Annotated in this window: 22 protein-coding genes; 16 read left to right on the top strand and 6 right to left on the bottom strand. The window is 72.6% G+C overall.

Annotated features, from left to right (window positions below):
- Positions 1–9 precede the first annotated feature (9 nt).
- Both ACQP1N_RS07290 and ACQP1N_RS07295 read right to left on the bottom strand, forming a co-directional pair.
- Positions 10–1,044 (bottom strand): magnesium transporter CorA family protein, encoded by a 1,035-nt coding sequence (locus ACQP1N_RS07290; protein WP_084262778.1) that lies wholly within the window; start codon positions 1,042–1,044, stop codon positions 10–12.
- A gap of 79 nt (positions 1,045–1,123) precedes the next feature.
- Positions 1,124–2,131, bottom strand: a complete 1,008-nt coding sequence (locus tag ACQP1N_RS07295) for a LacI family DNA-binding transcriptional regulator (protein WP_433229861.1) — start codon at positions 2,129–2,131, stop codon at positions 1,124–1,126.
- Positions 2,132–2,219: 88 nt separating this feature from the next.
- On the opposite strand from ACQP1N_RS07295, the gene ACQP1N_RS07300 reads away from it, so the two are divergent.
- A complete protein-coding gene (locus ACQP1N_RS07300; RefSeq protein WP_242608714.1) occupies positions 2,220–3,437 on the top strand; it encodes an MFS transporter in 1,218 nt (405 codons plus the stop codon).
- Between the two features lie 7 nt (positions 3,438–3,444).
- Here ACQP1N_RS07300 and ACQP1N_RS07305 read toward each other — a convergent pair whose 3' ends face one another.
- Positions 3,445–5,130, bottom strand: coding sequence for a dolichyl-phosphate-mannose--protein mannosyltransferase (locus ACQP1N_RS07305; RefSeq protein WP_067796240.1), 1,686 nt, complete (start codon positions 5,128–5,130; stop codon positions 3,445–3,447).
- Between the two features lie 98 nt (positions 5,131–5,228).
- Between ACQP1N_RS07305 and rsmI the strand changes: the two genes are divergently transcribed.
- Positions 5,229–6,065 carry a 16S rRNA (cytidine(1402)-2'-O)-methyltransferase gene (rsmI, locus tag ACQP1N_RS07310; RefSeq protein WP_433229865.1) on the top strand — a complete coding sequence of 279 codons (837 nt, stop codon included), beginning with the start codon at positions 5,229–5,231 and terminating at the stop codon, positions 6,063–6,065.
- A 155-nt stretch (positions 6,066–6,220) separates the two neighbouring features.
- Positions 6,221–6,523 (top strand): hypothetical protein, encoded by a 303-nt coding sequence (locus ACQP1N_RS07315; RefSeq protein WP_067796234.1) that lies wholly within the window; start codon positions 6,221–6,223, stop codon positions 6,521–6,523.
- A gap of 31 nt (positions 6,524–6,554) precedes the next feature.
- On the opposite strand, the gene ACQP1N_RS07320 is transcribed toward ACQP1N_RS07315, so the two are convergent.
- Entirely contained in the window at positions 6,555–8,366 is a 1,812-nt protein-coding gene (locus ACQP1N_RS07320) for a glycosyltransferase family 39 protein (protein WP_433229869.1), read from the bottom strand.
- Between the two features lie 311 nt (positions 8,367–8,677).
- On the opposite strand from ACQP1N_RS07320, the gene ACQP1N_RS07325 reads away from it, so the two are divergent.
- Positions 8,678–9,994, top strand: coding sequence for a glycosyltransferase family 2 protein (locus tag ACQP1N_RS07325; RefSeq protein WP_433229872.1), 1,317 nt, complete (start codon positions 8,678–8,680; stop codon positions 9,992–9,994).
- 94 nt (positions 9,995–10,088) lie between these two features.
- Entirely contained in the window at positions 10,089–11,945 is a 1,857-nt protein-coding gene (locus tag ACQP1N_RS07330; RefSeq protein ID WP_067796228.1) for a hypothetical protein, read from the top strand.
- On the opposite strand, the gene ACQP1N_RS07335 is transcribed toward ACQP1N_RS07330, so the two are convergent.
- A complete protein-coding gene (locus ACQP1N_RS07335) occupies positions 11,942–13,558 on the bottom strand; it encodes an ArnT family glycosyltransferase (RefSeq protein ID WP_433229876.1) in 1,617 nt (538 codons plus the stop codon). The genes ACQP1N_RS07330 and ACQP1N_RS07335 overlap by 4 nt on opposite strands.
- 134 nt (positions 13,559–13,692) lie before the next feature.
- On the opposite strand from ACQP1N_RS07335, the gene metG reads away from it, so the two are divergent.
- From metG to ACQP1N_RS07385, 10 genes are all read left to right on the top strand, one after another.
- Positions 13,693–15,486 (top strand): methionine--tRNA ligase, encoded by a 1,794-nt coding sequence (gene metG / locus ACQP1N_RS07340; protein ID WP_433229879.1) that lies wholly within the window; start codon positions 13,693–13,695, stop codon positions 15,484–15,486.
- Positions 15,483–16,307, top strand: a complete 825-nt coding sequence (locus ACQP1N_RS07345; RefSeq protein WP_067796222.1) for a TatD family hydrolase — start codon at positions 15,483–15,485, stop codon at positions 16,305–16,307. Before metG ends, ACQP1N_RS07345 begins: the two co-directional genes overlap by 4 nt.
- Positions 16,308–16,499: 192 nt before the next feature.
- Entirely contained in the window at positions 16,500–17,300 is an 801-nt protein-coding gene (locus ACQP1N_RS07350) for a transglycosylase family protein (protein WP_242608717.1), read from the top strand.
- A gap of 17 nt (positions 17,301–17,317) precedes the next feature.
- Entirely contained in the window at positions 17,318–18,199 is an 882-nt protein-coding gene (gene rsmA, locus ACQP1N_RS07355) for a 16S rRNA (adenine(1518)-N(6)/adenine(1519)-N(6))-dimethyltransferase RsmA (protein ID WP_433229884.1), read from the top strand.
- Positions 18,200–18,268: 69 nt separating this feature from the next.
- Positions 18,269–19,381 (top strand): glycoside hydrolase family 26 protein, encoded by a 1,113-nt coding sequence (locus ACQP1N_RS07360; protein WP_242608718.1) that lies wholly within the window; start codon positions 18,269–18,271, stop codon positions 19,379–19,381.
- A 74-nt stretch (positions 19,382–19,455) separates the two neighbouring features.
- Positions 19,456–20,376 carry a 4-(cytidine 5'-diphospho)-2-C-methyl-D-erythritol kinase gene (locus ACQP1N_RS07365; RefSeq protein WP_433232603.1) on the top strand — a complete coding sequence of 307 codons (921 nt, stop codon included), beginning with the start codon at positions 19,456–19,458 and terminating at the stop codon, positions 20,374–20,376.
- A 121-nt stretch (positions 20,377–20,497) separates the two neighbouring features.
- Entirely contained in the window at positions 20,498–20,638 is a 141-nt protein-coding gene (locus ACQP1N_RS07370) for a hypothetical protein (protein WP_157419168.1), read from the top strand.
- A 50-nt stretch (positions 20,639–20,688) separates the two neighbouring features.
- Positions 20,689–20,916: a hypothetical protein gene (locus ACQP1N_RS07375; RefSeq protein WP_433229889.1), complete on the top strand. Its 228-nt coding sequence runs from the start codon at positions 20,689–20,691 to the stop codon at positions 20,914–20,916.
- Between the two features lie 61 nt (positions 20,917–20,977).
- Positions 20,978–22,735 (top strand): ABC-F family ATP-binding cassette domain-containing protein, encoded by a 1,758-nt coding sequence (locus ACQP1N_RS07380; RefSeq protein WP_433229892.1) that lies wholly within the window; start codon positions 20,978–20,980, stop codon positions 22,733–22,735.
- A 48-nt stretch (positions 22,736–22,783) separates the two neighbouring features.
- Positions 22,784–23,899 (top strand): amidase, encoded by a 1,116-nt coding sequence (locus tag ACQP1N_RS07385; protein WP_433229895.1) that lies wholly within the window; start codon positions 22,784–22,786, stop codon positions 23,897–23,899.
- Here the strand turns inward: ACQP1N_RS07385 and ACQP1N_RS07390 are convergent.
- Complete coding sequence (locus ACQP1N_RS07390) at positions 23,896–24,387, bottom strand: MarR family winged helix-turn-helix transcriptional regulator (RefSeq protein ID WP_067796201.1); 492 nt, start codon at positions 24,385–24,387, stop codon at positions 23,896–23,898. The genes ACQP1N_RS07385 and ACQP1N_RS07390 overlap by 4 nt on opposite strands.
- A 207-nt stretch (positions 24,388–24,594) precedes the next feature.
- On the opposite strand from ACQP1N_RS07390, the gene ACQP1N_RS07395 reads away from it, so the two are divergent.
- On the top strand, positions 24,595–25,389 hold the full coding sequence (locus tag ACQP1N_RS07395; protein ID WP_067796198.1) for a trans-aconitate 2-methyltransferase: 795 nt from the start codon (positions 24,595–24,597) through the stop codon (positions 25,387–25,389).
- Positions 25,390–25,596: the final 207 nt, after the last annotated feature.

Below are 25,596 nucleotides of genomic sequence, written 5' to 3' on the forward strand. Positions count from 1 at the left end.
GGGAGGCGGTCACAGCCAGTCGCGCAGCTTGAAGACGATGTAAAGGGCGGCGCTGCAGACGATGATGATGACGGTGCTCGCGATGAACCCCGCATACTGCGAGAAACCGGGATACGGGACGTTCTGCCCGTAGAACCCGGTGACGGCGGTCGGCACCGCGATGATCGCCGCCCAGCTCGTGACCTTCTTCATCACGTCGTTCATACGGTTGCCCTGCAGCGCCAGCCGCGTGTCGAGCAGGTCGGCGACGAGGTCGCGCAGGCTGTCGGTCCACTCCCCGACGCGCAGCGTGTGGTCGTAGACGTCCTGGAAGTAGGGCACCAGCGACACCGGGACGAACCGGAGGTCGCGGCGGAGCAGCGTGTTGAGCACCTCCCGCATCGGCAGCGCCACCCGCCGCAGCGCGGTCAGGTTCTTGCGCAGCCGGTAGCTGCGCCGCTGGATCTCCTTGACCGGGAACCTGTCGTCGAACACCAGGTCCTCGATCGCGTCGGCCTCGTCGTCGAGCGCCTGCACGGCCTCCAGTTGCAGGTCGACGACGAGGTCGAGCATCCCGTGCAGCAGGAGCGCGGTGGTCGGCTCGCCGGCGTCCATGTCGGGGCTGCCGTCCCAGCGCCGGATGAGCTCGTCGACGTCGACGCGCGTGTCCTGCCGGACCGTGACCAGCGCGCGTTCGGTGATGAACGCCGACAGTTCGTGGAGGGTCAGGCCGTCGTCGTCCACCCGCGGGATGTAGACGTTGAGGAACGCATACCCCTGGTACCGGTCGAGCTTGGTCCGCTCGTGCCGGGACACCGCGTCCTCCACCGCGACGGGGTCGAGGCCCAGCTCGTCGCTGACGACGCGCAGGTCCTCGTGGCGCGGCCCGCACAGATCGAGCCACACGACGACGTCCGGGCCGGCCAGGTGGTCCCTCACCTCGGCGACGGGAAACCCTTCCGCCACGACCTCGCCGTTGCGCCACGCCCGGGTCCGGGGCGGCGCGGTACCGAGGTGGTTCTCCGGATGTTCGTCGATATCGGTCTCGCACGGACGGGATCCCATGCGACTCTTATACCTGGCTTTTCCGGTTCACCGGGAAGCGCGGGGGTGTGACCTCGATTCTCCCCGTGGCAGGGGAGCCCTATCCCCGGGGCGGCGCCGTCGAGTCCCGCACGACCAGTTCGCCCGGCAGGACGCGGGGGGCCGGGCGGTGGCCGGCGAGCAGGTCGAGCAGAGCCGTCATGCCCTGCGCGCCCAGCTCCTCGGCGGGCAGCCGGACGGTCGTCAGCTCCGGCTCCAGCGCGGTCGCGAGCAGCACGTCGTCGAACCCGGTGACCGACAGGTCGGCCGGGACGTCCAGGCCGAGCGCCCGCGCCGCCTTGTAGGCGCCCGCCGCGATCAGGTCGTCGTCGCAGACCAGTGCGGTCGGCCGGGCCGGGCCGGTCAGCAGGCGGGCCGCGGCGTCCCTGGCGGACGTGACGTCGATCGCGCACCGCGCCCGGGTCAGTACGCCGCCCGGCAGGCCGGCGACGGCGGCGGCGAGGGCCTCGGCGCGGGCGTGGAACGTCCACTGGTCGACGGCGGCGGCCACATGCCCGAAGCGGCGGTGGCCGAGCTCCGCGAGATGCCCGGCGATCGCCCGCATCCCGTCGGCGACGCCGAAGTCGACCGTGGGGACGCGGTCACCGGGCCGATCGTCCGGGCCGCTGTCGAGCATCACGGCGGGTGTGCCGCGGAACTCCGCCAGGGCGCCGGCGGCCATCGAGGAGGCGAGGACGCCGTCGATCGCCTCGTCCGACCCGAACGGGCTGTCGGCGGGACCGGCCGCGTCGTCCGGCCACGTCGACACGACCACGCCGAAGCCGTGCCGGGCCGCGACCCGCGCCGCGCCCGTGTAGACGGGCCCGAAGAACGGCGCGGACAGTGTCGGGACCATCAGCAGGACGGTCCGGGTGGTGCCGAGGCGCAGGTTGCGGGCCGCCTGGTTGGGCCGGTAGCCGAGCCGCTCGGCCGCGCTGCGCACGTTGCGCGCGGTGGCGGGGGAGACGCGCCCGCTCCACTTGCCGCCCAGCACCAGGGAGACCGTGGACTGCGAGACCCCGGCCTCCTGAGCCACGTCCTTGCTGGTCGGACGGCTCACTGCCGGCACCTGCACCTCCCCGGGCGGACATTGTGACGAAAACAGACTAGAGCCGAGGTCCCGGAAAGTGGTACGTATGACTGGTTCGGTAATACGTATGACGGCGATCCCGGGGGCTAGTGGCATGCACGGCTATGTCGTCTTCCTGCGCAGGCCGTACGCGGCACGGCTGCTCGGCGGCACGCTGCTCGGCCGGCTGCCCAACGGGATGGGCATGCTCGCCGTCGTGCTGCACGTCCGGGCGGACGGCGGCGGGTACCCCCTCGCCGGGACGCTCGCCGCGATCCTCGGCCTCGCGACCGCCGCCGGGCAGCCCGTCCTCGGCCGCGTCATGGACCGCTGCGGCCAGCCGCCCGTCCTGCTGCCCGCCGCCTGCGCCGCCGCCGCGGGCTTCGCGCTGCTCGCCGCCGCCGGCGCCGACCCCCTTCCGGTCGCCGTCGCCGCCGTGTTCGTCGCCGGGTTCGCCACCCCGCCGCTGGAGGCCGGGCTGCGCGCGCTCTGGCCCGACGTCCTGGACGGCCCCGAACAGGTCGAGGCCGCCTACGCCCTGGACGCCGCCGCCCAGGAGATCCTCTTCACCGTCGGGCCGCTGCTCGTCGTCGCCGCGGCCGCGGTCAACACCGAGACCGCGCTGCTGCTGACCGGCGTGCTCGGCATCGCCGGGACGCTCGTCGTGTCGCTGTCCGGGCCGTCCCGCCGGTGGCGCGGCGAGCCGCGCGCCGCCGGCTGGGCCGGGCCACTGCGCTCCCCGGGCCTGCGCGTCCTGCTGCTGTCCCTCGCCTGCGCCGGGATCGCGCTCGGCGTCTACGCCGTCGCCGTCGTCGCCTACGCCGAGGAACAGGGCAGCGGCCTCGCGTCCGGCCTGCTGCTGGCGTGCATGGCGGGCGGTGCTCTCACCGGCGGGATCTGCTACGGCGCGCGGCCGTGGGCGGGTGAGCCGCACCGCCGGCTGCCGTGGCTGCTGGCCGCCCTCGCCGCCGGCTACCTCCCGCTCGTCCTCGCGCCCGCGCTGCCCGTCATGTCGGTGCTCGCGTTCGTGTCCGGCGTCTTCCTCGCGCCCGTGCTGGCGTGCAGCTTCACCCTCGTCGACCGGCTCGCGCCCGCCGGGACCGTCACCGAGGCGTTCGCGTGGGTCGTCGCCGCGGTCGGTGCGGGCGGGTCGCTCGGCTCGTTCGTCGCCGGCGTCGGGCAGGACGCCGCGGGCGTCCCGGGCGCGTTCGCGGGCGCCGGGGCGGGCGGCGTCCTCGCACTGGCCCTCTGCCTGCTCGGCGGCCGGGCGCTGCGCCCCGGCACGGCCGCCGTGGCGACGGCCTAGCCGCGCGTCACACCCAGGACTGGAACCAGATCCGCGCGTGCCAGTCCTCGTACGGGATCGTCTGCGCCGACAGGATCGGATGGAAGTACGCGAAGTTCACCAGCACCACCAGCAGGAACGCGCCCGCGGCGGAGGCGCCGATCAGCCGCCGCAACCCCGTTCCCTGGACCGGCGCCGGCGACGCGTGGGCCCCGCCCTCCCCGTACGGGACGGGAGGATGCGCGAGGGTGTGGCCGTCCTCGGAACGGTCCTCGTCCGGACGGGCCGCGTGCGCCCCCGCCGCCCCGGCGGGCGCCGGCCCGATCAGATACCCGAGCACCAGGACGACCGCCAGCGCCATGAACGGGATCAGCGGCGTCGCGTAGAACAGGAACATCGTCCGGTTCGCGAACGCCGAGGGGAACCAGGTCAGCCAGCCCGCGAGGAACCCCAGCAGGATCGCGCCCGCCCGCCAGTCCCGCAGGAACAGCCAGATGAACACGATGACGACCAGGGCGACGAGCGCGCCCCACCACAGCGCGGGCGTGCCGATCCCGAGGATCTCCCGCGAGCAGCGGGCCGCGCCGCACGACTTCGGCTCGGTGTAGAAGAACGCCACCGGGCGCCGCAGGATCGGCCAGTCCCACGGCCACGACTGGTACGGGTGCTTGGCGTCCAGCCCCGTGTGGAACGAGAGCATCTCCGCGTGGTAGTGCCAGAGCTTCGGCATGGCCTCGAACGGCCGCCACAGCGGGGTGTCGGACGCCGTGCCCCGGCCCCAGCCGCCCGGCTTGAAGATCCACCCCCACCAGGTCGCCAGGTAGGTCACCACCCCCACCACCACGAGCTGCACGAACGCCGGGACGGCCTCCAGCACCAGCGTTCCGGCGAAGGGGGCCCGCACCCCGGCGGCGCGGCGGGCGCCGTAGTCCCACAGGACGACCATCAGCCCGAACGCGGCGACGTAGAAGATCCCGGTCCACTTGGTGGCGCAGGCAAGACCGAGGCAGACCCCGGCGCCCCAGCGCCAGCCGTGCGCGAGGAACGGCCCGTACACCGAGGCGTCCCCGTGCTCGATCCGCTCGGCGAGGACGCGGCGGGACCGGTCCCGGTCGTTCACCAGGCATGCGAACCCGGCGAGGACCCAGAACATCACGAAGATGTCCAGCAGCGCCGCCCGGCTGGTCACGAACGCCAGCCCGTCCACCGCGAGCAGCAGCCCGGCGGCGCAGCCGAGCAGCGTCGAGCCCGTCATCCGGCGGGCCACCCGGCACAGGATCAGCACCGACAGCGTCCCGATCAGCGCGGGCATGAACCGCCAGCCGAACGGCGTCGCGCCGAACATCCACTCGCCGATCGCGATCATCCACTTGCCGAACGGGGGATGTGCGACGAACGCGGGACCGTTTCCCCAGATGTGCGCGTCCGGATCGGCGATCAGCATCTTGTCGGCGTTCTCGACGGTGTTGTGCTCCCAGCCGAACTTCAGCAGGGCGAGCGCGTCCTTGGCGTAGTACGTCTCGTCGAACACCACCGCCTTCGGCGACCCGAGCCGGTCGAACCGCAGGTAGGCGGCCAGCGCGGTGACCAGCAGGGCGCCCAGCCAGGACAGCGCCGGGCTGCCCGGGACCGCCGGGGCCAGCCACTCCCGGAGCGGGGGCGGCCGGCGCCGTGACGCGGAGGCCGGGGCGGGGACCAGATCCGTCGTCGCCATCCTGCGAGTTTATTTGCATTCCCCTCCTCCTTCGGGTCCTTGGGCACTTTCAGCGCCGGGTGGGGTCGCCCGGCCGGGCTTCCTGCGAGAATGAGGACGTGACGGGAACCCTGCTGCTGGCGGCGGCGCCGATCGGGCGCCCGCAGGACGCTTCGGAGCGGCTGCGGGCCGCGCTCGCGGACGTCCCGGTGATCGCCGCGGAGGACACCCGGCGGCTGCGCCGGCTGGCGGGGGACCTCGGCGTGGAGCCGGTCGCGCGCGTCGTGTCGTACCACGACCAGAACGAGCGGACGCGGGCGGCGGGGCTGATGGAGGAACTGCTCGCCGGGCGGGACGTCCTGGTGATCACCGACGCGGGGATGCCGGGCGTGTCCGATCCCGGCTACCGGCTGGTGCGGGCCGCCGTCGCGGCGGGCGTGCCGATCTCGGTGCTGCCGGGGCCGTCCGCCGTCACGACCGCGCTGGTGGTGTCGGGCCTGCCGACCGACCGGTTCTGCTTCGAGGGCTTCCCGCCGCGCAAGCCCGGCGAGCGGGCCCGGCGGCTCGCCGCCCTCGCCGCCGAGCCCCGGACGATGGTGTTCTTCGAGTCGCCGCGCCGGCTGCCGGCCACCCTCGCGGCGATGGCGGACGCGTTCGGCGCGGACCGCCCGGCCGCCGTGTGCCGTGAGCTGACCAAGACCTACGAGGAGGTCCGGCGGGGGACGCTCGGCGAACTGGCCGCGTGGGCGAAGGACGGCGTGCTCGGCGAGATCACGCTGGTGGTCGGCGGCGCGCCCGAGCCGGCGGGGCTGACCGAGCCGGCCGACCTGGCCGCGGCCGTCGCCGTCCTGGAGGAGGCCGGGACGCCCCGCAAGCAGGCCATCGCGGAGGTCGCCAAGGCGAACGGCGCCCCGAAGCGCGCGGTTTACGACGCCGTTGTCAAGGCCAGGAAATAGTCACCGGCACAGGACCGCTCGACCCGCTTCTTCGTGGGAATAACCCGATCGGTGGTGGGCGACGGGGGCCGGAACGGGCCCGGTGGAGCCACCATGGAACTGAACGCGGGTGACTTGGGACGCGCGCGAGACGGTCGCCGAAGGGGGTGAATGCCGTGCAGGATGCATGGACGAGCCACGAAACATGGGTCTTCGAGTGCCTCAGCTGCGCGACGACCTGGAACGAGGAGTACGAGGTCCGCCACACCGGGGACGGGCACGGCAACGAGGCCGTCCTGTACGAGCGCGGCGGCCAGCCCTGCATGACGCCCTGGATGGACCGCTGCTGCTCGACCTGCCAGAGCCAGAACGTCAAGGCGCTGTCCGCGATGCGCGGCAAGGAGGGCGAGGTCCCGAAGGTCCGCGGCGGCAGCGACGTCGCGATGGTCTTCCACCTGCGCCGCATGCACGCCTGGTAGCCCGGCCCGACCGGGCCGGGCCACCGCGAGGTCAGTCGACCGCGGGCTCGGCGGCCTTGGCGGCCTTGGCATCGGCCGGGGCCGCGGCGCGCCGGAACCGGCGCCCCCATCCGGCGATGGTCCCGCGGGCCTCGGCGGTGAACGCCGTCCCGGCGGCGAGCGCCGCCAGCGGCACGGCCGGCAGTACGTACCGGTAGTCGAACTCGGCGGTCGCCGCGGGCGCGAGCAGCAGCCCGGTCGCGAGCGTCCACGGCAGCAGCGCGGCGCCGCCGAACCGGCGCCACAGCGGGACCAGCCCGGCCAGGCCGATCAGCAGGATGCCGCCGAGCATCGTCCCGCGCAGGTAGACGACGTCCTGGTAGCCGCGGGCGACCCCGGCGAACGGCTCGACGATCTGCGTCTGGGCGTTGCCGCGCTCGTAGGACCTGGCCTCGCCGGAGGCGATCGAGTCGGCGTCCATGTGCCAGTCGGGCAGCGGGCGGCCCGTCCTGCCGAACTCGTACTGCGAGTACGTGGCCGGGTCGGGGAAGACCGTGCGCTTCCACTGGAAGACGCGGAAGAAGTCGTGCGCGACGACCTGCAGGTAGTCGCCGGGCTGCGCGGTGATCGCCCGCTTGGCGAAGTCGTTGCCGAGCGCGTTGTTGTCGGGGCTGAACCGGGTGCCGGTGTAGCGGTTGAGCGGGGACCGGGCGTTCCAGATGCCGTCCTGCGAGTTGGGCAGCCGGTTCGCCGGCTCGGTGCACAGCGGGTACTCGCGGACCGGCAGGTCCTTCATCCGGTGGCAGTCGGCGAACTTGTAGACCCGCGCGTACAGGAAGATCCCGTTGCTCTCGGTGATCGCGAACTTGCCGCCGGCGGCCTTGTACCAGCCCATGTAGCCGAGCACCGGGAGCATGCACGCCGCCAGCGTGATCGCCATGGTCTTCCAGCCGCTGCGCCGGATGAGCAGGTAGACCAGCACGCCGAGCAGCACCGGCATCCCGACCGAGCGGGTCAGCCACGCCGCCCCGACGATCAGCCCGACCGCCGCGGCGATCTTCCAGGACGGGCGGTCGTGCCACAGCAGCAGCGTGACCGCGCTCAGCACCAGGAACGTGAACATCGTGTCCGACAGGACGAGGTGCTCCAGCTGGAGCTGGTAGGCGTCCAGCAGGACCGGCGCGGCGGCGAGCGCGGCGCCCCAGCCGGGCAGGCCGAACCTGCGCCGCAGCAGCGCGTAGATCATCACGCCCATGGCCAGGCCCATCAGGTGCTGGACGGCGGCGACGAGCGCGAAGCTGTGGAACGGCTTGAGCAGGAGCAGCAGGAACGCGTACCCGTCGGGACGCAGCGGGTGCGGGTACGGGTCGGTCGCGACGTGCAGGTAGTCGAAACTGTCGTTGAAGAACATCACCGGCTGGTAGCCGAGCATCGCGATCAGCCGGAGCAGCGCCGCTGTGGCAATGATCACACTGAACGCCGGGTTGCGGCGCGCCAGCGTCCACAGCCCGCGCGCCCGCCGCCGACCACCGGAAACGGCCCGGTCGGCGGAGGCCGCACCAACCGTCCGTGCGGCTCCGGTCCTTTTTCCGCCGAGTACGCGGCCGTTCTTAAGGTCGGCCCCAGAAGCGGTTTCCGGATCGTCCTCGATAACTTTGCCGGGTTTTGTCGCGATGCCCGGGCCGCCGGGCGCGTCGGCCCCATTCGCGGCATCCGCCGCCTTCGTCCCGGTTCCGCTGTCAACCGCGTTGACCTCGGCGGACGCGTCATCGACCGCTCGTGCGGCCTCGTCGAGCACGGCCTCGTCGAGCGCGGTGCCGAGCCCCGCGTCCAGCGCGGCGCCCCGCGGCGTTTCCCCCGCCACTGCCGCACCTCCCCTTCGGTGTCCGGCCCCCGCTCCGGTGGCACTGCGTTCTCCCGCACGCGTCACAGCCGACCTACCCCTTCCGGGCCGCCGTGCCCGTATGCTTGACGTCCTAGCCTGCCGCCCGCGACCGTGGCGGAGAGGGTTTTTTCGGTTGCAAGTGGGCAACACGATACGGGTGCTCTTGATGAGAGCGGCCATCATTACCCGTCCTCGGCAGGCATCATGAACGACGACGGGCCGCCCCGTGGAACAACTGAGATTAGTGGAAACCGCCGCAGACGGTCACCAGGGGTAACGAAGGAGATCGCGTGGAACTCTCCGTAGTGATGCCATGTCTGAACGAGGCCGAAACGGTCGAGACCTGCGTCCGTAAGACCATCGGCTTCTTTACAGAGAACGGCATCGACGGCGAGGTGGTCATCGCCGACAACGGCAGCACGGACGGCAGCCAGCAGCTCGCCAGGGACGCGGGAGCGCGTGTCGTGCCGGTGATCGACAAGGGCTACGGCAACGCGCTGATGGGCGGGATCCGGTCCGCGCGCGGCCGGTACGTCGCGATGGGCGACGCCGACGACTCCTACGACTTCACGACCCTCGGCCCGTTCCTGGACGAGCTGCGGGACGGCGCCGACCTCGTCATGGGCAACCGGTTCAAGGGCGGCATCGCCGACGGCGCCATGCCGCCGCTGCACCGCTACCTCGGCAACCCGGTGCTGAGCTTCGTCGGCCGGCTGTTCTTCGGCAGCAAGATCGGCGACTTCCACTGCGGGCTGCGCGCCTTCGACCGGGAGGCCATCCTGCGGCTCGGGCTGCAGACCGGCGGCATGGAGTTCGCCAGCGAGATGGTCGTCAAGGCGACCCTGCAGGGCTACGACATCCGCGAGGTGCCGACGACGCTGTCGCCGGACGGGCGGACCCGCGCCCCGCATCTCAACACCTGGCGGGACGGCTGGCGCCATCTGCGCTTCCTCATGCTCTACAGCCCCCGCTGGCTGTTCCTCATCCCCGGGCTGGTCTTCATGACCCTCGGCCTGCTCGCAGGGATCGCGCTGTCCACCGGTCCGGTCACCGTCGGGGAGATCGCCTTCGACGTCGACACCCTGGTCGGGGCGTCCGCGGCGGTGGTGATCGGCTTCCAGGCGGTGCTGTTCGCGCTGCTCACGAAGGTCTACGCGATGCAGGAGGGATTCCTGCCGCACGACCGCCGGGTCCAGAAGATCATCGACTGGTGGAGCCTGGAGCGCGGCCTGCTGATCGGCGGGCTGCTCGCGGTCGCCGGTCTCGGCGGCCTCATCGCGTCGCTGCTGCACTGGCGGGTCAACAGCTTCGGCGAACTGGACCCGCGGCACTCGCTGCGCATCGTCGTGCCCGCCGCGACCGCGCTGGTGGTGAGCTTCCAGGCCATCTTCGCCTCGCTGTTCGTCAGCATCCTCGGCATCCGCCGCCGCCAGCACCCGCCGCTCACCGACCCGGCGGAGGAGGCCGCGGGCGTGGTGGACGCCGCGCACCGGGCCGCCAAGCGCAAGGCCGAGCCGGCCGGGGAGAAGGCCGGGGAGAAGGTCGCCGCGGCCAAGGCCGAGCAGGCGGCCGGGGACGACGGCGAGGACGGCACGTCCGAGCGCTGACGGCCGCCGATGCCGGCGAGCCGCTGAGCGCCGCCGGCCCCGGGGCCGCTGTCCCGGTCGCACTATGACAGGCTTGACCTGCGATGGATCTTCGTTGTCCGACCGTCCGCGCCCGGCGCGCCGCGCGCCGGTGAGCGCCCGTCCACCGGCGGGCGCCCGGGCCGTCTCCCGGGTCGTCGCGCGTCCCCCGGCCACGCCGGCGCAACCGGACGCCGCCCCGTCCCGGAGGGGCCGCCGCTGGGCCTGGGTGTTCCTGCTCGGCTGGGCCGCGCAGGTCGCGGTGCGGCTGTGGCTCGGCGCGGGGCAGACGATCCCGGTCGCGACGCCGGACGAGTCCGGATACCTGTTCGCCGCCCGCGTCCTCACCGGCGGACCCGACGCCGACATGTCGTTCGGGACCGTCTACCGGGGCGGCTACCCGCTGCTGCTGACCCCGGCGTTCTGGTTCGCCGACGGCCCGGTCGGCGTCTACCGGGGCGCCCTGGTCATCAACGCGCTGATCAGCGCCGCGATGCTGCCGCTGGCCTACCTGCTGCTGCGCCGCCTGCGGGTGCGGCGCCGCCTGTCGTATGTGTTCGCGCACGTGATCGCGCTGCTGCCGTGCGTGCTGTTCTACTCCGAGTTCGCGCTGACGGACGCGATCCTGCCGGTCATCGTCGTCGGCTGGCTGCTGCTCGTCCACACCTGGCTGACCGCGCCCGCGCGGTGGACCGGCCGCCGCGCGCCGGGTCGGCCACTGCTGTGCGGGGCGGGCGCGTCGCTGCTGGTCGCCTACGCCTACACCTGCCACACGCGCGGCGCGATCCTGCTGGCCGTGCACGCGGCGCTGCTGCTCGCCGCGCCGGTCCTCCGGTGGCGGGCATGGCGGGACGCGTCGGCCGCCGGGCTCGTCCTCGCCGCCGCGACGGCCGCGGGGATGCTGCTGAACCGGTCGCTGCTGCCGCACATGTACCCGTCCGGCGACAACGACCTGGGAGGCAACGTCGTCCGGCGGCTCACCACGCCCGACGGGTGGGGCTGGACGCTGTCGCTCGGCACCGGCCAGGTCTGGTACCAGGCCGTCGCGACCGGCGGGATGGCGGCGGTGGGGCTGCTCGCGGTGGTGTTCGCCGCCGTCCGGCCGCCGCGCACGCTGCCGGGCGGCCCCGGGCGGACGCGGGCGCTCGCCCTCGCGGTCCTCGCGATCGTCGCGGGCATCGCGTTCGCGACCTCGGCGGCGCTGCCGGTCGAGTACCGCATCGGCAACTACGTCTACGGCCGCTATCTCGCCTGCATCGCCCCCGTGCTGTTCGCCGCCGGGGTCGCGGTGCTGGTGCACGCCCCGCGGCGGACGCTGCTGCGGGCGTCGGCGGCGGCGGCGGTCATGACGGTCGCGGCGGCGGGCGTCGTCCAGTGGTACGCCGGCGACCTGCTCGGCCGGTACACCTACACGGCCTACGACTTCCCGGAGACGTCGCTCCTGACCTGGGACTGGACGGCGTTCCGCCTCTGGCGCGCCACGGCGGCCGGGCTCGTCCTGCTGGGGCTGTCCGTGGCGGCCGTCCGGGTGCGCCGGCACGGCCCGCTGCTGCTCGGGGGGCTGCTCGCCGCCGCCGCGGTCGCCATGTGCGCCACCGCGATCGACCGGATCGCGCAGCCGCTGGCACGCGCCGAGACCGCGCACACCGACCTGCGCGGCAGCGTCGACCTGCGCGCGCAGCGCTCCATCGCCGTCGACTGGAACGTCTGGTGGACGATCCGGCTCTCGCAGTACTACTGGGCCTGGTGGAGCGAGGGCAGCGTCTTCGACGCCCGGTGGACCGCGCCGCCGCAGAACGTCGACATGGTCGTGCTGGCGTGGCCGAAGGACGTTCCCGCCACCGCGTCCTGGCCGAAGGGCGCCCCGCCCGGCTGGCAGGTCGCCGACAGCCGCCGCACCATCGAAGGCGACTGGGTCGCCTGGACCCGCTAGTCCTCCGGCGGGAGGGGAGGCGGGTTCCACAACTGCAGGACGCCGTCGGACGAGCGCCACATCAGCGTCCAGCCCTCGGCGGGGGAGGGGCGCCAGCCGGCGGCGATCTGCGACTCCATCCCGCGCCAGCGCGTGTAGAGCATCGGGCCCTCCATCGCGTTCCGCGGGATCTGCGGCATGTAGTGCGGGAAGTCGCGGATCTCGCCCCGCCAGATCCGGTCGCCCCACATGTCGCGCGTGTAGAACGTGAGGGTCTGCGCGAGCCGCCGGTCGGCGCAGATCAGCGTGATGTCGCGGTGCCCGCGCAGGTAGCCGCGCAGTTCGTGCCACGCCTTGTCGCGCGGCAGGTCGGGGACGGCGCGGACGGCCGCGACCGTGTACGTCCCGCCGAGCGCGACCGCGAGGACGGGCACGGCGACGGCCCGCAGCCGGGACACCCGCCCGGCGGGCAGCATCCGGAACATCAGGATCAGCGACCCGAACCCGCCGGCGAGCAGCGCGGGCAGCACCGAGAACCAGTACCGCTGGAGCCATGCCCGCAGCTTGATGTCGTCGGGGTCGAGGACCCCGGAGAAGACCGTCAGCGGGACGGCGAGGGCGAGGAACCACACCAGCACCAGCGCGAGGCGCCGGTCACGGGTGACGACCCAGCCGACGATCGTCAGGGCGAGCGCGGCGGTGAAGACGACCCCGAGCGGGTTCCAGTCGTGCATCGCGCGCAGGAACGACAGGGCGGCGAGCGTGCGGGTCACGTAGTCGCGGGACTGGCCGCCGTGCGTGGCCGCCGACATCAGCCCGGCGAGCGGGCTGCCCCACACCAGCTGGTTGTGGACGAAGTTGAGCACCAGGATCGCGAGCATCGGCGCGCCGACCGTGATGTTGCGCCGCCACGGGATCCGCAGCAGCGCCAGGTAGGCGGGGATCGCGAGGAACAGGAACGCCAGGAACTCGCGGACCAGGAACGACGTGCCGAGGAACGCCCCGGCGGCGAGCAGCATCCGGGTCTGGGCGCGTCCGGTGCGGCGGCTCGCGACGACGAGGCCCGCCATCCCGATGGCGAACAGCCCGGCGCCCGGCATGTCCGGCAGCATCACCCCGGTCGACCAGGTGGTCTCGTGGCCGAACGGGTTCGTCATCGTGAAGAACGGGTGGACCAGCAGGATCGCCGCGGACGCCACGCCCGCCACGTCCCCGAACAGCGACCGGACGACCAGGTACGTCCCGGTGAAGAACGCGATCCCGCCGAGCGCCGCGACGGTGAAGTAGGCGGCCTGGCCGGGCCCGAGAACCTCCTGGACGAGCCGCGCCGGCAGCACCAGGCCGATCCGGGTGACCTGGTGGGGGACCTCGTCGAACGGCCACTGGGTGAGCGGGATGTCGGGCCAGTCGCGGGCGGCGAGCCACACGTAGTACGGGTCGAAGTACAGCGGCGGCGGCATGACCGCCCACTGGGCGAGCACCGCGGACACCGCGACCAGCAGGGACAGCCACACCACGCGCCGCGTCCGCCGGGCCCGCCCGATCAGCCGCGCGGGCAGGCTCCGGGGCCGCCCGTCCGGCTCGGTGCCGGTCGCCGCCCGTTCGGCGGCCTGGTCGGACGTGGTCTGGTCCATGCCTGGGTTCCCGCCTCCGCGAAAGATGGTGCGCGCATGGAAGAGAAGGGTGCGCCGCCGAATGTCCTGCCCCCGGGACCCGGACCAGGTTACTCGCGTGCCGCGGCCACCGTGACGCGACTACCCTTGACTTCATGTCCTCGTCAAGCCGCCATATCTTGACCGCGCCCGCATGGCCGTACGCCAACGGGCCCCGTCACATCGGGCACGTCTCCGGTTTCGCGCTGCCCGCCGACATGTTCAGCCGCTACCAGCGGATGGCGGGCAACAAGGTCCTGATGGTCAGCGGCACCGACGAGCACGGCACGCCGATCCAGGTGCAGGCCGACAAGGAGGGCGTGACCGCCCGCGAGCTGGCCGACCGCTACAGCGGCGTGATCGCCGAGGACCTGTACCGCCTCGGCATGTCGTACGACCTGTTCACCCGCACGACGACGCGCAACCACTACGCGGTCGTCCAGGAGGTCTTCAAGGGCCTGTACGACAACGGGTACATCTTCCCGACGAAGACGATGGGCGCGATCTCGCCGTCCACCGGGCGGACCCTCCCGGACCGCTACATCGAGGGCACCTGCCCGATCTGCGGGTACGACGGCGCGCGCGGCGACCAGTGCGACAACTGCGGCAACCAGCTCGACCCGATCGACCTGGTCAACCCGGTGTCGCGGATCAACGGCGAGACGCCGAAGTTCGTGGAGACCGAGCACTTCATGCTCGACCTGCCCGCCTTCACCGAGGTCCTCGGCCGCTACCTGCGCGGCAAGGAGGGCCACTGGCGCACGAACGTGGTGAAGTTCTCGCTGAACCTGCTGAACGACCTGCAGCCGCGGGCGATCAGCCGGGACCTCGACTGGGGCGTGCCGATCCCGCTGGACGGCTGGCGCGACAACCCGGCGAAGAAGCTGTACGTGTGGTTCGACGCGGTCATCGGCTACTTCTCCGCGTCCGTGGAGTGGGCGAAGCGGTCCGGCGACCCGGAGGCGTGGCGCGCCTGGTGGCAGGACCCGGACGCCCTGTCGTACTACTTCATGGGCAAGGACAACATCGTCTTCCACACCGAGATCTGGCCGGCGATGCTGCTCGGCTACGGCGGCCAGGGCGACAGGGGCGGCACGCCCGGCTCGCTGGGCGCGCTGAACGTCCCGACCGAGGTCGTGTCGTCGGAGTTCCTGACGATGGAGGGCCGAAAGTTCTCCTCGTCCCGCAACGTCGTCATCTACGTGAAGGACTTCCTGGAGCGCTACGACGTGGACGCGCTGCGCTACTACGTCGCGGTCGCCGGTCCCGAGAACCAGGACACCGACTTCACCTGGGCGGAGTTCGTCCGCCGCAACAACGACGAACTGGTCGCCGCGTGGGGCAACCTCGTCAACCGGTCGGTGAACATGGCGGCGAAGAACTTCGGCGCGATCCCGGAGGCGGGCGACCTCACCGACGCCGACCGGGCACTGCTGGAGCGCAGCCGGGGCGCGTTCGCGAAGGTGGGCGCGGAACTCCAGCGGTCCCGGTTCAAGAGCTCGATCACCGAGGCGCTGGAGGTCGTCCGCGACGCCAACAGGTACCTGTCGGACCAGGCGCCGTGGAAGCTGAAGGACGACCCGGCCCGCGTCCAGTCGATCCTGCACACCGCGCTCCAGGTCGTGGACGACGCGAAGACGCTGCTGACGCCGTTCCTGCCGAACTCGTCGCAGAAGGTCTACGAGATGCTCGGCGGCGAGGGCGTGTGGAGCGGCATGCCGGAGCTTGAGACCGTGTCGGAGGAGGGCGGCCCCGACTACCGCGTCCTGACCGGCGACTACGCGACCGAGGCGCGCTGGGAGTCCACGCCGGTCAAGCCGGGCGTGCCGCTGGCCAAGCCGACACCGCTGTTCAAGAAGCTGGACGCGTCCGTGGTGGACGAGGAGCTCGCGCGGCTGGAGAGCTCGTGACCCGGGACGAGGACGGGCAGGTCGCACGGTCCTACCCGCCGCTTCCCGAGCGCCTGCCCGTGGACGTCTTCGACAGCCACTGCCATCTCGACATCGTCGGGACGCCGCTGGAGGAGCAGTTGAAGGCGGCGAGCGCGGCGGGCGTCACCCGGATCGTCACGATCGGCTGCGACCTGCCGTCGTCCCGGTTCGCGGTGGACGCCGCCGCCGAGTTCGACGACGTGTACGCGGCGGTCGCGATCCACCCGAACGAGACCACGGGGATCTCCGACGCGGTCCTGGAGGACGTGGCGCGGCTGGCGGCGCACCCGAAGGTCCGCGCGATCGGCGAGACGGGCCTCGACTACTACCGGGACTGGGCGCCGAAGGACGACCAGCACCGCTCGTTCCGCGGCCACATCGAGATCGCCAAGCGGACCGGGAGGGCGCTGGTCATCCACGACCGCGACGCCCACGACGACGTGCTCGCGATCCTGGCCGAGGAGGGCGCGCCGGAGAAGGTGGTGTTCCACTGCTTCTCCGGTGACGCCCGCATGGCCGGGATCTGCGCCGAGCACGGCTACCTGATGAGTTTCGCCGGGAACGTCACGTTCAAGAACGCGGAGCCGCTGCGGGACGCGCTGCGGGCGGCGCCGCTCGATCTGCTGCTGGTGGAGACCGACGCGCCCTTCCTGACGCCGATCCCGCACCGGGGCAAGCCGAACGCCTCCTATCTGATCCCGCACACCGTGCGGGCGATGGCCGAGGTCAAAGGCGTGGACGTGGCGGAACTGTGCACGGCGATCGCCGCGAACGGAGAACGCGTCTTCGGCCCCTGGTGACGGCCCCGGCGGCCACCGGGACGGTACCGCGGAAAGGTGACGGCCCGGCCCGCGTCCCCATGGGTGAAATCCGGGACGTATCGCCTCAGGCGGTGCTTTTGGGGGTGATGAGGTGGCGGAGGACGTCCGGGTGGCTCTACTCTCTGGCCCGGTGAGCGGGCGCCTTCGAGCCCGGCCCCCTGGAGGAGCACAGTGCGTCGACCCCCTGCGGCCCCTGCCGTCCCCGTTCTGCTGGTCACGGCGATGCTGGCCGCGGCGTGCGGCGGCGGCGGATCGGCGGGCCCGAAGAACACCGCCCCCGTCGCGGATGCGCCGCGGACCAGCGCCCCCGCGCCGCGCAAGGTCGTCATCGTGGTCGACGGCAAGAAGGCCGAGACGATGACGACGGGCGCGACCGTCCAGCAGGTCCTCGATCAGGCGAAGATCGCGCTCGGCCCGCACGACCTGGTCAAGCCGGCTCCCGACCGGCCCGCCGGGGAGATCATCAAGATCATGCGGCTGCTGTCCGCGCCGGTCGTCCAGGTCGTGAAGACGCCGGCGCCGACGATCCGCAAGAACAGCTCGTCCGTCCCGCCGTGGAGCGAGAAGGAACTGCGCAAGGGCCGCCCCGGCATCAAGATCATCAAGGTGGCGTACGTCAAGCGCAAGGGCAAGAAGGTCAAGAAGGTCATCGCGCAGCAGGTCAAGCGCAGGCCGGTCGCGCGGATCGTGGCGGTCGGCCCGAAGTCGGCGGGGACCGGCTCGGCGGCGCGGCTGAACTGGGCGGGGCTCGCCAAGTGCGAGTCGGGCGGCAACCCGAAGTCGGTGAACCCGGCCGGCTACTACGGCCTCTACCAGTTCTCCATGGCCACCTGGACGTCGGTCGGCGGCACGGGCAAGCCGTCCGATGCCAGCGCGGGTGAGCAGACCTACCGCGCCCAGCTCCTCTACAACAAGGTCAACGGCCGCTGGCAGGGGCAATGGCCCAACTGCGGTAAGTACCTGTTCTCCTGAGCTGAAACAATCACCGGATGGGGGAGACACGGGGGCTGCTCGGGCCGGCGGACGTGCGCGAGCTGGCCGCACGGCTCGGCATCAGGCCGACGAAGGCGCTGGGGCAGAACTTCGTCATCGACGCCAACACCGTCCGGCGGATCGTCCGGACGGCCGGAACGTCCGCCGATGACGTCGTCATCGAGGTCGGACCGGGGCTGGGGTCGCTGACGCTCGCGCTGCTGCCCGAGGTGCGGCGTGTCGTCGCGGTGGAGATCGACCCGGTGCTGGCCGCCGAGCTGCCCGCCACGGTCGCGGCGCGCGAACCCGGCCTCGCGGGACGGCTGGAGGTCGTGCGCGCCGACGCGATGAAGATCACACACGTGCCGGGGCCGGCCCCGACCGCGCTGGTCGCGAACCTGCCCTACAACGTCGCCGTCCCGGTCGTCCTGCACCTGCTGGCCACCCTGCCGGCGCTGCGGACCGCGCTGGTCATGGTGCAGGCCGAGGTCGCCGACCGGATGACCGCGGCGCCCGGCTCCAGGGTCTACGGGGTGCCGTCGGTGAAGCTCGCCTGGTACGGGGACGCGCGCCGCGTCGGCGCCGTCGGGCGGGCGGTGTTCTGGCCCGCGCCGAACGTGGATTCCGGGCTGGTCGCGTTCACCCGCCGCGACCCGCCGCCGACCACGGCGTCCCGCGGCGAGGTGTTCGCGGTGGTCGACGCCGCGTTCGCGCAGCGCCGCAAGACGCTGCGCGCCGCGCTGGCGGGCTGGGCGGGCTCCGCGGCCGCCGCCGAGGACGCCCTGCGCGCCGCGGGCGTCGACCCGCGAGCCAGAGGCGAAGCGCTGGACGTGGCCGCCTTCGCCCGCATTGCCGAGTATGGTCCTTCACGCCGGGGAGATCACTCCCCGAACCCCTAGGCGGGCGCTTCCCCCGGGGGCGGCCCCCGCATCAGGGGCACCAATCATCAGCACGAGCCGGAGGTCGATGTGAAGGCGCGTTCGCGGACGGCGCGGACCAGCTGGCCCCTCGTGGGGACGGCGCTGCTCGCGACCGCGGCCATGGTCGCGACGGTCGCGGCCGGCTGCGGGGACGGTGCGGACGCGGTACCGAAGATCACGACGACGGCGCGGGCCGGTGTCGCGCCCGTCCCGCCGCCGAAGGGCGCCTACTTCGGCGCCTGGGTGCCGCCGGAGGGCGCCGGCGGGCCGGCGCCGTCCGCGAGCTCGTCCCCCACCTCGTCCCCGTCCGGGATGCCGCCGGGGGCGCCGTCCGCGAAGGACGCCGGCAAGCCCGGAATGGCGCCCATCGCCGGCTTCGAGCAGCGGCTCGGACGGCGGCTCGACATCGTGCAGAGCTACCGCACCTGGAAGAGCGACTTCCCTGGCGGCCTGGAGAAGTCCGTCACCGACAGCGACCGCTACCTCCTGCTGACCTGGGGCGGTGCCGACACCCGGGAGATCGTCCAGGGCAAGCACGACGCCCTCATCAAGCGCCGCGCCCGCGCCGTGAAGGACCTCGGCAAGCCGGTGTTCCTGCGCTGGTCCCGGGACATGGACAAGTCGTCCGCCGAGAAGCGCGTCCACACCCCGGCCGACTTCGTCGCCGCGTGGAAGCACCTGCGGACGATCTTCGAACGGGAGAAGGTCGACAACGTCGCCTGGGTGTGGTGCCCCACCGCCCGCGGCTTCGGCCGCGGCAACGCCGACGCCTACTACCCCGGAGACGACCAGGTCGACTGGATCTGCGCCGACGCCCAGCCCGGCGGCGACTACGACTACCGCGACCTGTCCGAGGCCGTGAAGCTGTTCATGGGGTGGGCCCGCGAGCGGCACAAACCCATCATGATCGCCGAGTTCGGGGTGCCGAAGTCCTACGGCACGCGCCGCGCCCAGTGGCTTCGCGAGGCCGCCAAGACCCTGCAGGACCCCCAGGTCAAGGCCGTCGTGTACTTCGACACCGACGAGCAGGCCGAGGACGCCCGCGACAAGCGCCGCGCCTACTCGCTGACGGGCGACAAGCCCGCGATGTCCGCGCTGCGCGAACTGGCGACCACCCCCTACTTCAACCCCCGCAACCTCCCCGTCACCAGCGGCGGCTGAGCCGTTCGAGTCCATGGGGGCGCCCCCCGCCCCCCGGCGGCCGCTTTACCCGTAGGGTTTCGATCGTGAGCGCAGTGACCGTACGCGTCCCCGCCAAGGTCAACCTCCAGCTCGGCGTGGGGCCGATCCGAGACGACGGCTATCACGACCTCGTCAACGTGTTCCACGCCGTGTCCCTGTTCGACATGGTCACGGCCGAGCCCGCGCGGCGGCTGGAGGTCCGTGTCCAGGCCGCACCCCACTCGCGGGTGGCGATCGACGGCGTCCCCACCGGCGAGGACAACCTCGCGGCGAAGGCCGCCCGGCTCGTCGCGGACCGGCTCGGCGTCGACCCCCACGTCACGCTGAGGATCCGCAAGGCGATCCCGGTCGCGGGCGGCATGGCGGGCGGCAGCGCCGACGCCGCCGCCGCGCTGGTCGCCTGCGCCCGGCTGTGGGACGACCGGGAGCGGCCCGTCCTGACCCGGGACGACCTGATGGAGATCGGCGCGGACCTCGGCAGCGACGTGCCGTTCGCCGTCCTCGGCGGTACCGCCGTCGGCGTCGGACGCGGCGAGCGGCTCACCCCCGCCCTCACCCGCGGCACCTTCCACTGGGTGTTCGCGACCGCCGACGGCGGCCTGTCCACCCCCGCCGTCTACGGCGAATGCGACCGGCTCCGCCAGGAGGCGGGGCAGCCGGCCGCGTGTCCGGCCGTGGCCGCCGAGCTGATGACCGCGCTCGCCACCGGCGACGCCAAGGGCCTCGGCGCCGCGCTGTCCAACGACCTGCAGCCCGCCGCGCTGTCGCTGCGCCCGTCGCTGCGCCGCACCCTCGACGCCGGCCGCGACCTGGGCGCGATCGGCGCGCTCGTCTCCGGTTCCGGCCCCACCTGCGCGTTCCTCGCCGAGACCGGCGAGGACGCCGCCGACCTCGCCGACGCGCTGGACGGCGCCGGCGTCGCCCGGCAGATCGTCCGGGCTTCCGGGCCCGTCCCCGGCGCGACGCTTATCTGACGCGGGGTGACTGAGGGGTTACTGTACCGGACATATGAGCGAACTTTCCGTGCGCGACGGGCGTCCTACTCTCCGTGACGACGATTCCCTGCCGAACCGCTCCCCCTGGTGAGGTGAAGCGATGACGTTGCTGTCCGTCCTGCTGGGCCTCGTGGCCGTCGCGATGATGGCGACGCTCGCCCTGCGCGCCGTGCGCCGCGAGCGGAACCTCCGCCGCAACGCACCCGACAAAGTCATGTCAAGCGAAACCGGCGGGCGTTAGGCTCCTGTCGAGTCTCCCCTTTCCCGGATAGAACACATGGAATGGCGCACATGAGCCTGCTCTCCCTCCTGCTCGTTGCGATCATCGTCTTCGCCGTGGTCGGCGCCGTGGTCCTCGTGGTGGTCATCGCCGTGAGCTCCCGGAAGCGCACGGGCACGGCCTACCGGCCGCCCGGCGCCCCCTACCCGCCGCCCGGCCAGCCCGGCCAGCCCGGCCAGCCCGGCCAGCCCGGTCAGCCCGGGCCGCCCGGCCAGCCGGGACCGCCGCCGGGTTACTGAACGTCCGGGCCCGGACGGGCCGCACGAGCGGTCCGCGGAGGGCAATAGGGTTGATGGCGTCGTGAATCTGATCAACCTTGAGAACGTCGCCAAGGCCTACGGGCCCACGCCGCTGCTCGACGCCGTCTCCCTCGGCCTGGACGAGGGCGACCGCGTCGGCGTCGTCGGCCGCAACGGCGGCGGCAAGAGCACCCTCGTGTCCGTCCTCGCCCGCGAGACCGAACCCGACGCCGGGCGCGTCACCCACGCCCGCGGCCTGCGGCTCGGCTACCTGATCCAGCGGGACGTCTTCCCGGACGGCGCGACCGTCCGGTCCGTGGTGCTGGGCGACCGCGCCGAGCACGAGTGGGCGGGCGACGTCCGCGTCCGCGACATCCTCGCCGGGCTGCTCGCCGGCCTCGACCTGGACGCGCCGCTCGCCGGCATGTCGGGCGGGGAACGGCGCCGGGTCGCGCTGGCCCGGCTCCTCGTCCCCGAGTCCGACCTGCTGATTCTGGACGAACCCACCAACCACCTCGACATCGAGGCGATCGACTGGCTCGCCCGGCACCTGAAGGGCCGCAAGGTCGCGCTGCTCGCCGTCACCCACGACCGCTGGTTCCTCGACGAGGTCACCGACCGGACGTGGGAGGTCGTCGACGGCCGCGTCGAACGCTACGAGGGGGGCTACTCCTCCTACGTCCTCGCCAAGGCCGAACGCGCCCGGATCGCCGCGGCCACCGAGGCCAAACGGCAGAACCTCCTGCGCAAGGAACTCGCGTGGCTGCGCCGCGGCCCGCAGGCCCGCACCTCCAAGCCGAAGTTCCGGGTCGACGCCGCGCAGGCCCTCATCGCCGACGAGCCGCCGCTGCGCGACGCGGTCGAGCTGACCCGGTTCGCGACCGCGCGGCTCGGCAAGACCGTCTACGACATCGAGGGCGTGACCGTCGAGGTCGGCGACCGGGAGCTGTTCCACCGGATGACCTGGCGGCTCGGCCCCGGCGACCGGGTCGGTCTCGTCGGTGTCAACGGCAGCGGCAAGAGCACGCTGCTGCGCCTGCTGGACGGCTCCGTCCGGCCGGTCGCGGGCGAGGTGGTGCAGGGCAAGACCGTCCAGCTCGCGCATCTGTCGCAGAACCTGGAGGAACTCGACCCGTCCCGGCGCGTCCTGGAGTCGGTGGAGGAGATCCGGCGCCGCATCACGGTCGGCAAACGCGAATGGACGGCGAGCCAGCTGCTGGAGCGGCTCGGCTTCTCCGGTGACCGGCAGTGGACGCCCGTCGGTGACCTGTCCGGCGGCGAAAGGCGCCGCCTGCAGCTTCTCCGGCTGCTCATGGGGGAACCCAACGTCCTCCTCCTGGACGAACCCACCAACGACCTCGACATCGAGACGCTCACCGAAGTCGAAGACCTCCTGGACGGATGGCCCGGCACGCTCGTCGTCGTCAGCCACGACCGGTACTTCCTGGAGCGCATCACCGACCACGTCGTGGCGCTGCTCGGCGACGGACGCGTGTCGATGCTGCCCGGCGGCGTCGACGAGTACCTCGAACGCCGCGCCGCCGGAACCGCCCCCCAACCGGGTGCGGCGCCCGCCGAGAAGCCCGCACCGCCGAAACCCAAGGGCGGGCAGGACTGGAAGGCCCGCAAGGAACTCGACCGGATCGAACGCCGCCTGGAGAAACTCGCCGGGCAGGAGAGCGACCTCCACGAGCAGCTCGCCGCGCACGCCACCGACTACGCCAAGCTCCAGGAACTGGACGCCCGGCTCAAGGAGATCCAGGCGGAGGCCGCCCGTATCGAGGAGGAATGGCTGATGCTCGCCGAGGATCTCGGCTAGCAGAACCTCCGGTGGAGAATCCCGTTCGGTGCGGGGCATGATCCCCCAATGACGACTTGGATCATCCAGACGGACGCGCCCGGGGACGGCCCGCGCCTCGCCGTCAAGGACGCCATGGACGTGGCCGGCCTGCCCACCACCGCGGGCTGCGAGGCCATCGCCGAACACGCGCGGCCCGCCGCCGTGGACGCCGCCGTCGTCGCGTCCGCCCGCGCGCAGGGCGCCCGCATCGCCGGCAAGGCCAACCTGAACGAGCTGTGCATGGCCGCCGACGGCGTCAACCCGTGGTCCGGTACGCCGGTGAACCCGCTCGACCCGTCCCGCGTGCCGGGCGGCTCCTCCAGCGGCTCCGCCGTCGCCGTCGCCACCGGCGAGGTCGACGTCGCGCTCGGCACCGACACGTCCGGATCGATCCGCATCCCGGCGGCATGCTGCGGCATCGCGGGGCTGAAGACCACCAACGGACGCGTGCCCCTCGACGGGGTGTATCCGCTGTCACCGACCCTGGACGTGGTCGGGCCGATGGGACGCGACGTCGCCGCCGTCGTCCTCGGCATGGGGCTCATCGAACCCGGGTTCACACCCGTCCCGTACGAGCCGTCCCAGCCGATCGCGCGGCTCCGCGTGCCCGGCGTCGACCCCGCGATCGACGCGGCCGTCGACGACGCGCTGCGCCGTCTCGCCCCCCTCACCGACGTCACGTCCGCGCACTACGAGGAGGCGGCCACCGCCAACGGCGTCATCGTCAGCGTCGAAGGGTGGCGGCAGAACGGGCACCTGCTCGGCGACCCGGCCAAGCTGAGCGGACGCATCCACCGGCGCCTCCAGCAGATGAAGGACGTGTCCGAGGCCGGGATGCTCGACTGGGCGATCGGCGTCCAGAAGGCGCTCCGGGCCGAACTGGGCGCGCTCCTGCGCCGCCATCCGGCGATCGCCCTGCCCGTGCTGACCGGCGTCGCCCCCGAACCCGATGAGGCGGACGAGTCCGACCTGCTGCTCACCACGCTGACCGGCCAGATCAACGTCGCCGGGTTCCCCGCGTTCGCGCTGCCCGTCCCGCTGCCCGGCTCGCACCTGCCCGCGTCCGTCCAGCTCATCGGCCCCCCGGGCGGTGAAGAGGAACTCTGCGGCCTGGCCGCCGCCCTGGAGGCCGCCCTCGCCTAGTCGCGGTCGAAGGGGATCAGGAGGGTACGGAGCAGATCGGCCAGGACGCCGCGCTGCTCGGGGCTGAGGCCCTCCAGGATCGCCTGCTCCCGGTCGAGCAGATCGGCGAACGCCGCGTCCACGCGCGTCAGGCCCGCCTCGGTGAGGCGGACCTGCACGCCGCGCTTGTCCTGCGGGTCCGGATGCCGCTCGACCAGGCCCGCCGCCGTCAGCCGGTCGATGCGGTTCGTCATCGTCCCCGACGTCACCAGCGTCGCACGCAGCAGCCGTCCCGGGCTCAGCTGGTACGGGGCGCCCGCCCGGCGCAGCGCGGTCAGGACGTCGAACTCCCACGACTCCATATCGTGCGCCGCGAACACCGCGCGCCGGGCGCGGTCGAGATGCCGGGCGAGCCGGGACACGCGGCTGAGGACCTGCAGCGGCCGGACGTCCAGATCCGGACGCTCGGCCTTCCACGCCTCGACCAGCCGGTCGACCTCATCGCCCATGCGGTCACCCTACCTGTCTTGATATCGAGAAACACGCCCCGATCGCCGCCCGGCCAGTGCGGCGGCGATCGGCCGCGCCGCGTCCGGAGCCTGCCGGTGGACCGGTGCCCAGCGGGTGATGTCGCCGGTGTTCTCCCCGAACGGTGTCCGGGCGGCACACGCCAGAACTCTTGACATCAAGATATAGGCCGGGCAGGCTGTGACCCGATGCCGAGAGAGAACACCACCGTGTGGGACCCCGCGCAGTACGGGATCTTCGGCGGCGAACGGGCCCGCCCCTTCGCCGAACTCGTCGCACGCCTCGGGAGAACCGAACCCGCGCGCGTCACCGACCTCGGCTGCGGCAGCGGCGAACTCACCGCCACCCTCGCCGCCCGCTGGCCGCACGCCGTCATCGACGCCCTCGACGGCTCACCCGAAATGATCGCCGCGGCCCGCGAACACGAAATCCCCGGACGGCTCACCTTCCGCGTCGGGGACGTCACCGACTGGGAACCCGACCGGCCCGTCGACCTCATCGTGTCCAACGCCGTCCTGCAATGGATCCCCGAACACCCCGACCTGCTGCCCCGATGGGCAGGCGCACTCGCACCCGGCGGACGGCTCGCCTTCCAGGTCCCCGGCAACTTCGACGCGCCCAGCCACGCCATCCTGCGCGAACTCGGCCGCTCCGACCGATGGCGCGCCGAACTCGGTGAATTCCAGCGGGACGCGCCCGTCCTCGACCCCGCCGGCTACCTCGACCTCCTCACCCGCCACGGATACGCGGTCGACGCCTGGGAGACCACCTACGCACAGGTTCTGCAGGGCGAGGACCCCGTCCTCGAATGGGTCAAGGGCACCACGCTGCGGCCCGCCCTGTCCGCCCTCGACCCGGACGAGACCGACGAATTCCTCGACACCTACCGGGAAAGGCTCCGGCGGGCCTACCCCGCCGCGCCCTACGGCACCGTGTTCCCCTTCCGGCGGATCTTCGTGATCGCCACGCGCGACGCCCGTTAGGCGGGGACGCCACCCGTCCTCCCCTCGCGGCGGCCCATGGAATTCTTGACATCAAGATACGAGTTGGGCATCATCTGTCTTGACGTCGAGAGATGGACCATGGGGTTCCACATGCTCGAGACGGCCCGAAGACGGGATGCCGCCCGGCCCCCAGAGTGAAGCAACCTGTTCCCCTGCGGTGTGCCATCACCGACGGGAACGGGCGGC

The sequence above is a fragment of the Actinomadura formosensis genome (genome assembly GCF_050948385.1).
Lineage (GTDB): Bacteria > Actinomycetota > Actinomycetes > Streptosporangiales > Streptosporangiaceae > Spirillospora > Spirillospora formosensis.

Bases quoted from the DNA above. Each gene is read 5' to 3' on its own strand.
- ACQP1N_RS07290 (WP_084262778.1), bottom strand. From the start codon at position 1,044: ATGGGATCCCGTCCGTGCGAGACCGATATCGACGAACATCCGGAGAAC.
- ACQP1N_RS07305 (WP_067796240.1), bottom strand. From the start codon at position 5,130: ATGGCGACGACGGATCTGGTCCCCGCCCCGGCCTCCGCGTCACGGCGC.
- ACQP1N_RS07370 (WP_157419168.1), top strand. From the start codon at position 20,498: ATGACGTTGCTGTCCGTCCTGCTGGGCCTCGTGGCCGTCGCGATGATG.
- ACQP1N_RS07375 (WP_433229889.1), top strand. From the start codon at position 20,689: ATGAGCCTGCTCTCCCTCCTGCTCGTTGCGATCATCGTCTTCGCCGTG.
- rsmA (WP_433229884.1), top strand. From the start codon at position 17,318: ATGGGGGAGACACGGGGGCTGCTCGGGCCGGCGGACGTGCGCGAGCTG.
- ACQP1N_RS07390 (WP_067796201.1), bottom strand. From the start codon at position 24,387: ATGGGCGATGAGGTCGACCGGCTGGTCGAGGCGTGGAAGGCCGAGCGT.
- ACQP1N_RS07395 (WP_067796198.1), top strand. From the start codon at position 24,595: ATGCCGAGAGAGAACACCACCGTGTGGGACCCCGCGCAGTACGGGATC.
- ACQP1N_RS07385 (WP_433229895.1), top strand. From the start codon at position 22,784: ATGACGACTTGGATCATCCAGACGGACGCGCCCGGGGACGGCCCGCGC.
- metG (WP_433229879.1), top strand. From the start codon at position 13,693: ATGTCCTCGTCAAGCCGCCATATCTTGACCGCGCCCGCATGGCCGTAC.
- ACQP1N_RS07300 (WP_242608714.1), top strand. From the start codon at position 2,220: ATGACGGCGATCCCGGGGGCTAGTGGCATGCACGGCTATGTCGTCTTC.
- ACQP1N_RS07335 (WP_433229876.1), bottom strand. From the start codon at position 13,558: ATGGACCAGACCACGTCCGACCAGGCCGCCGAACGGGCGGCGACCGGC.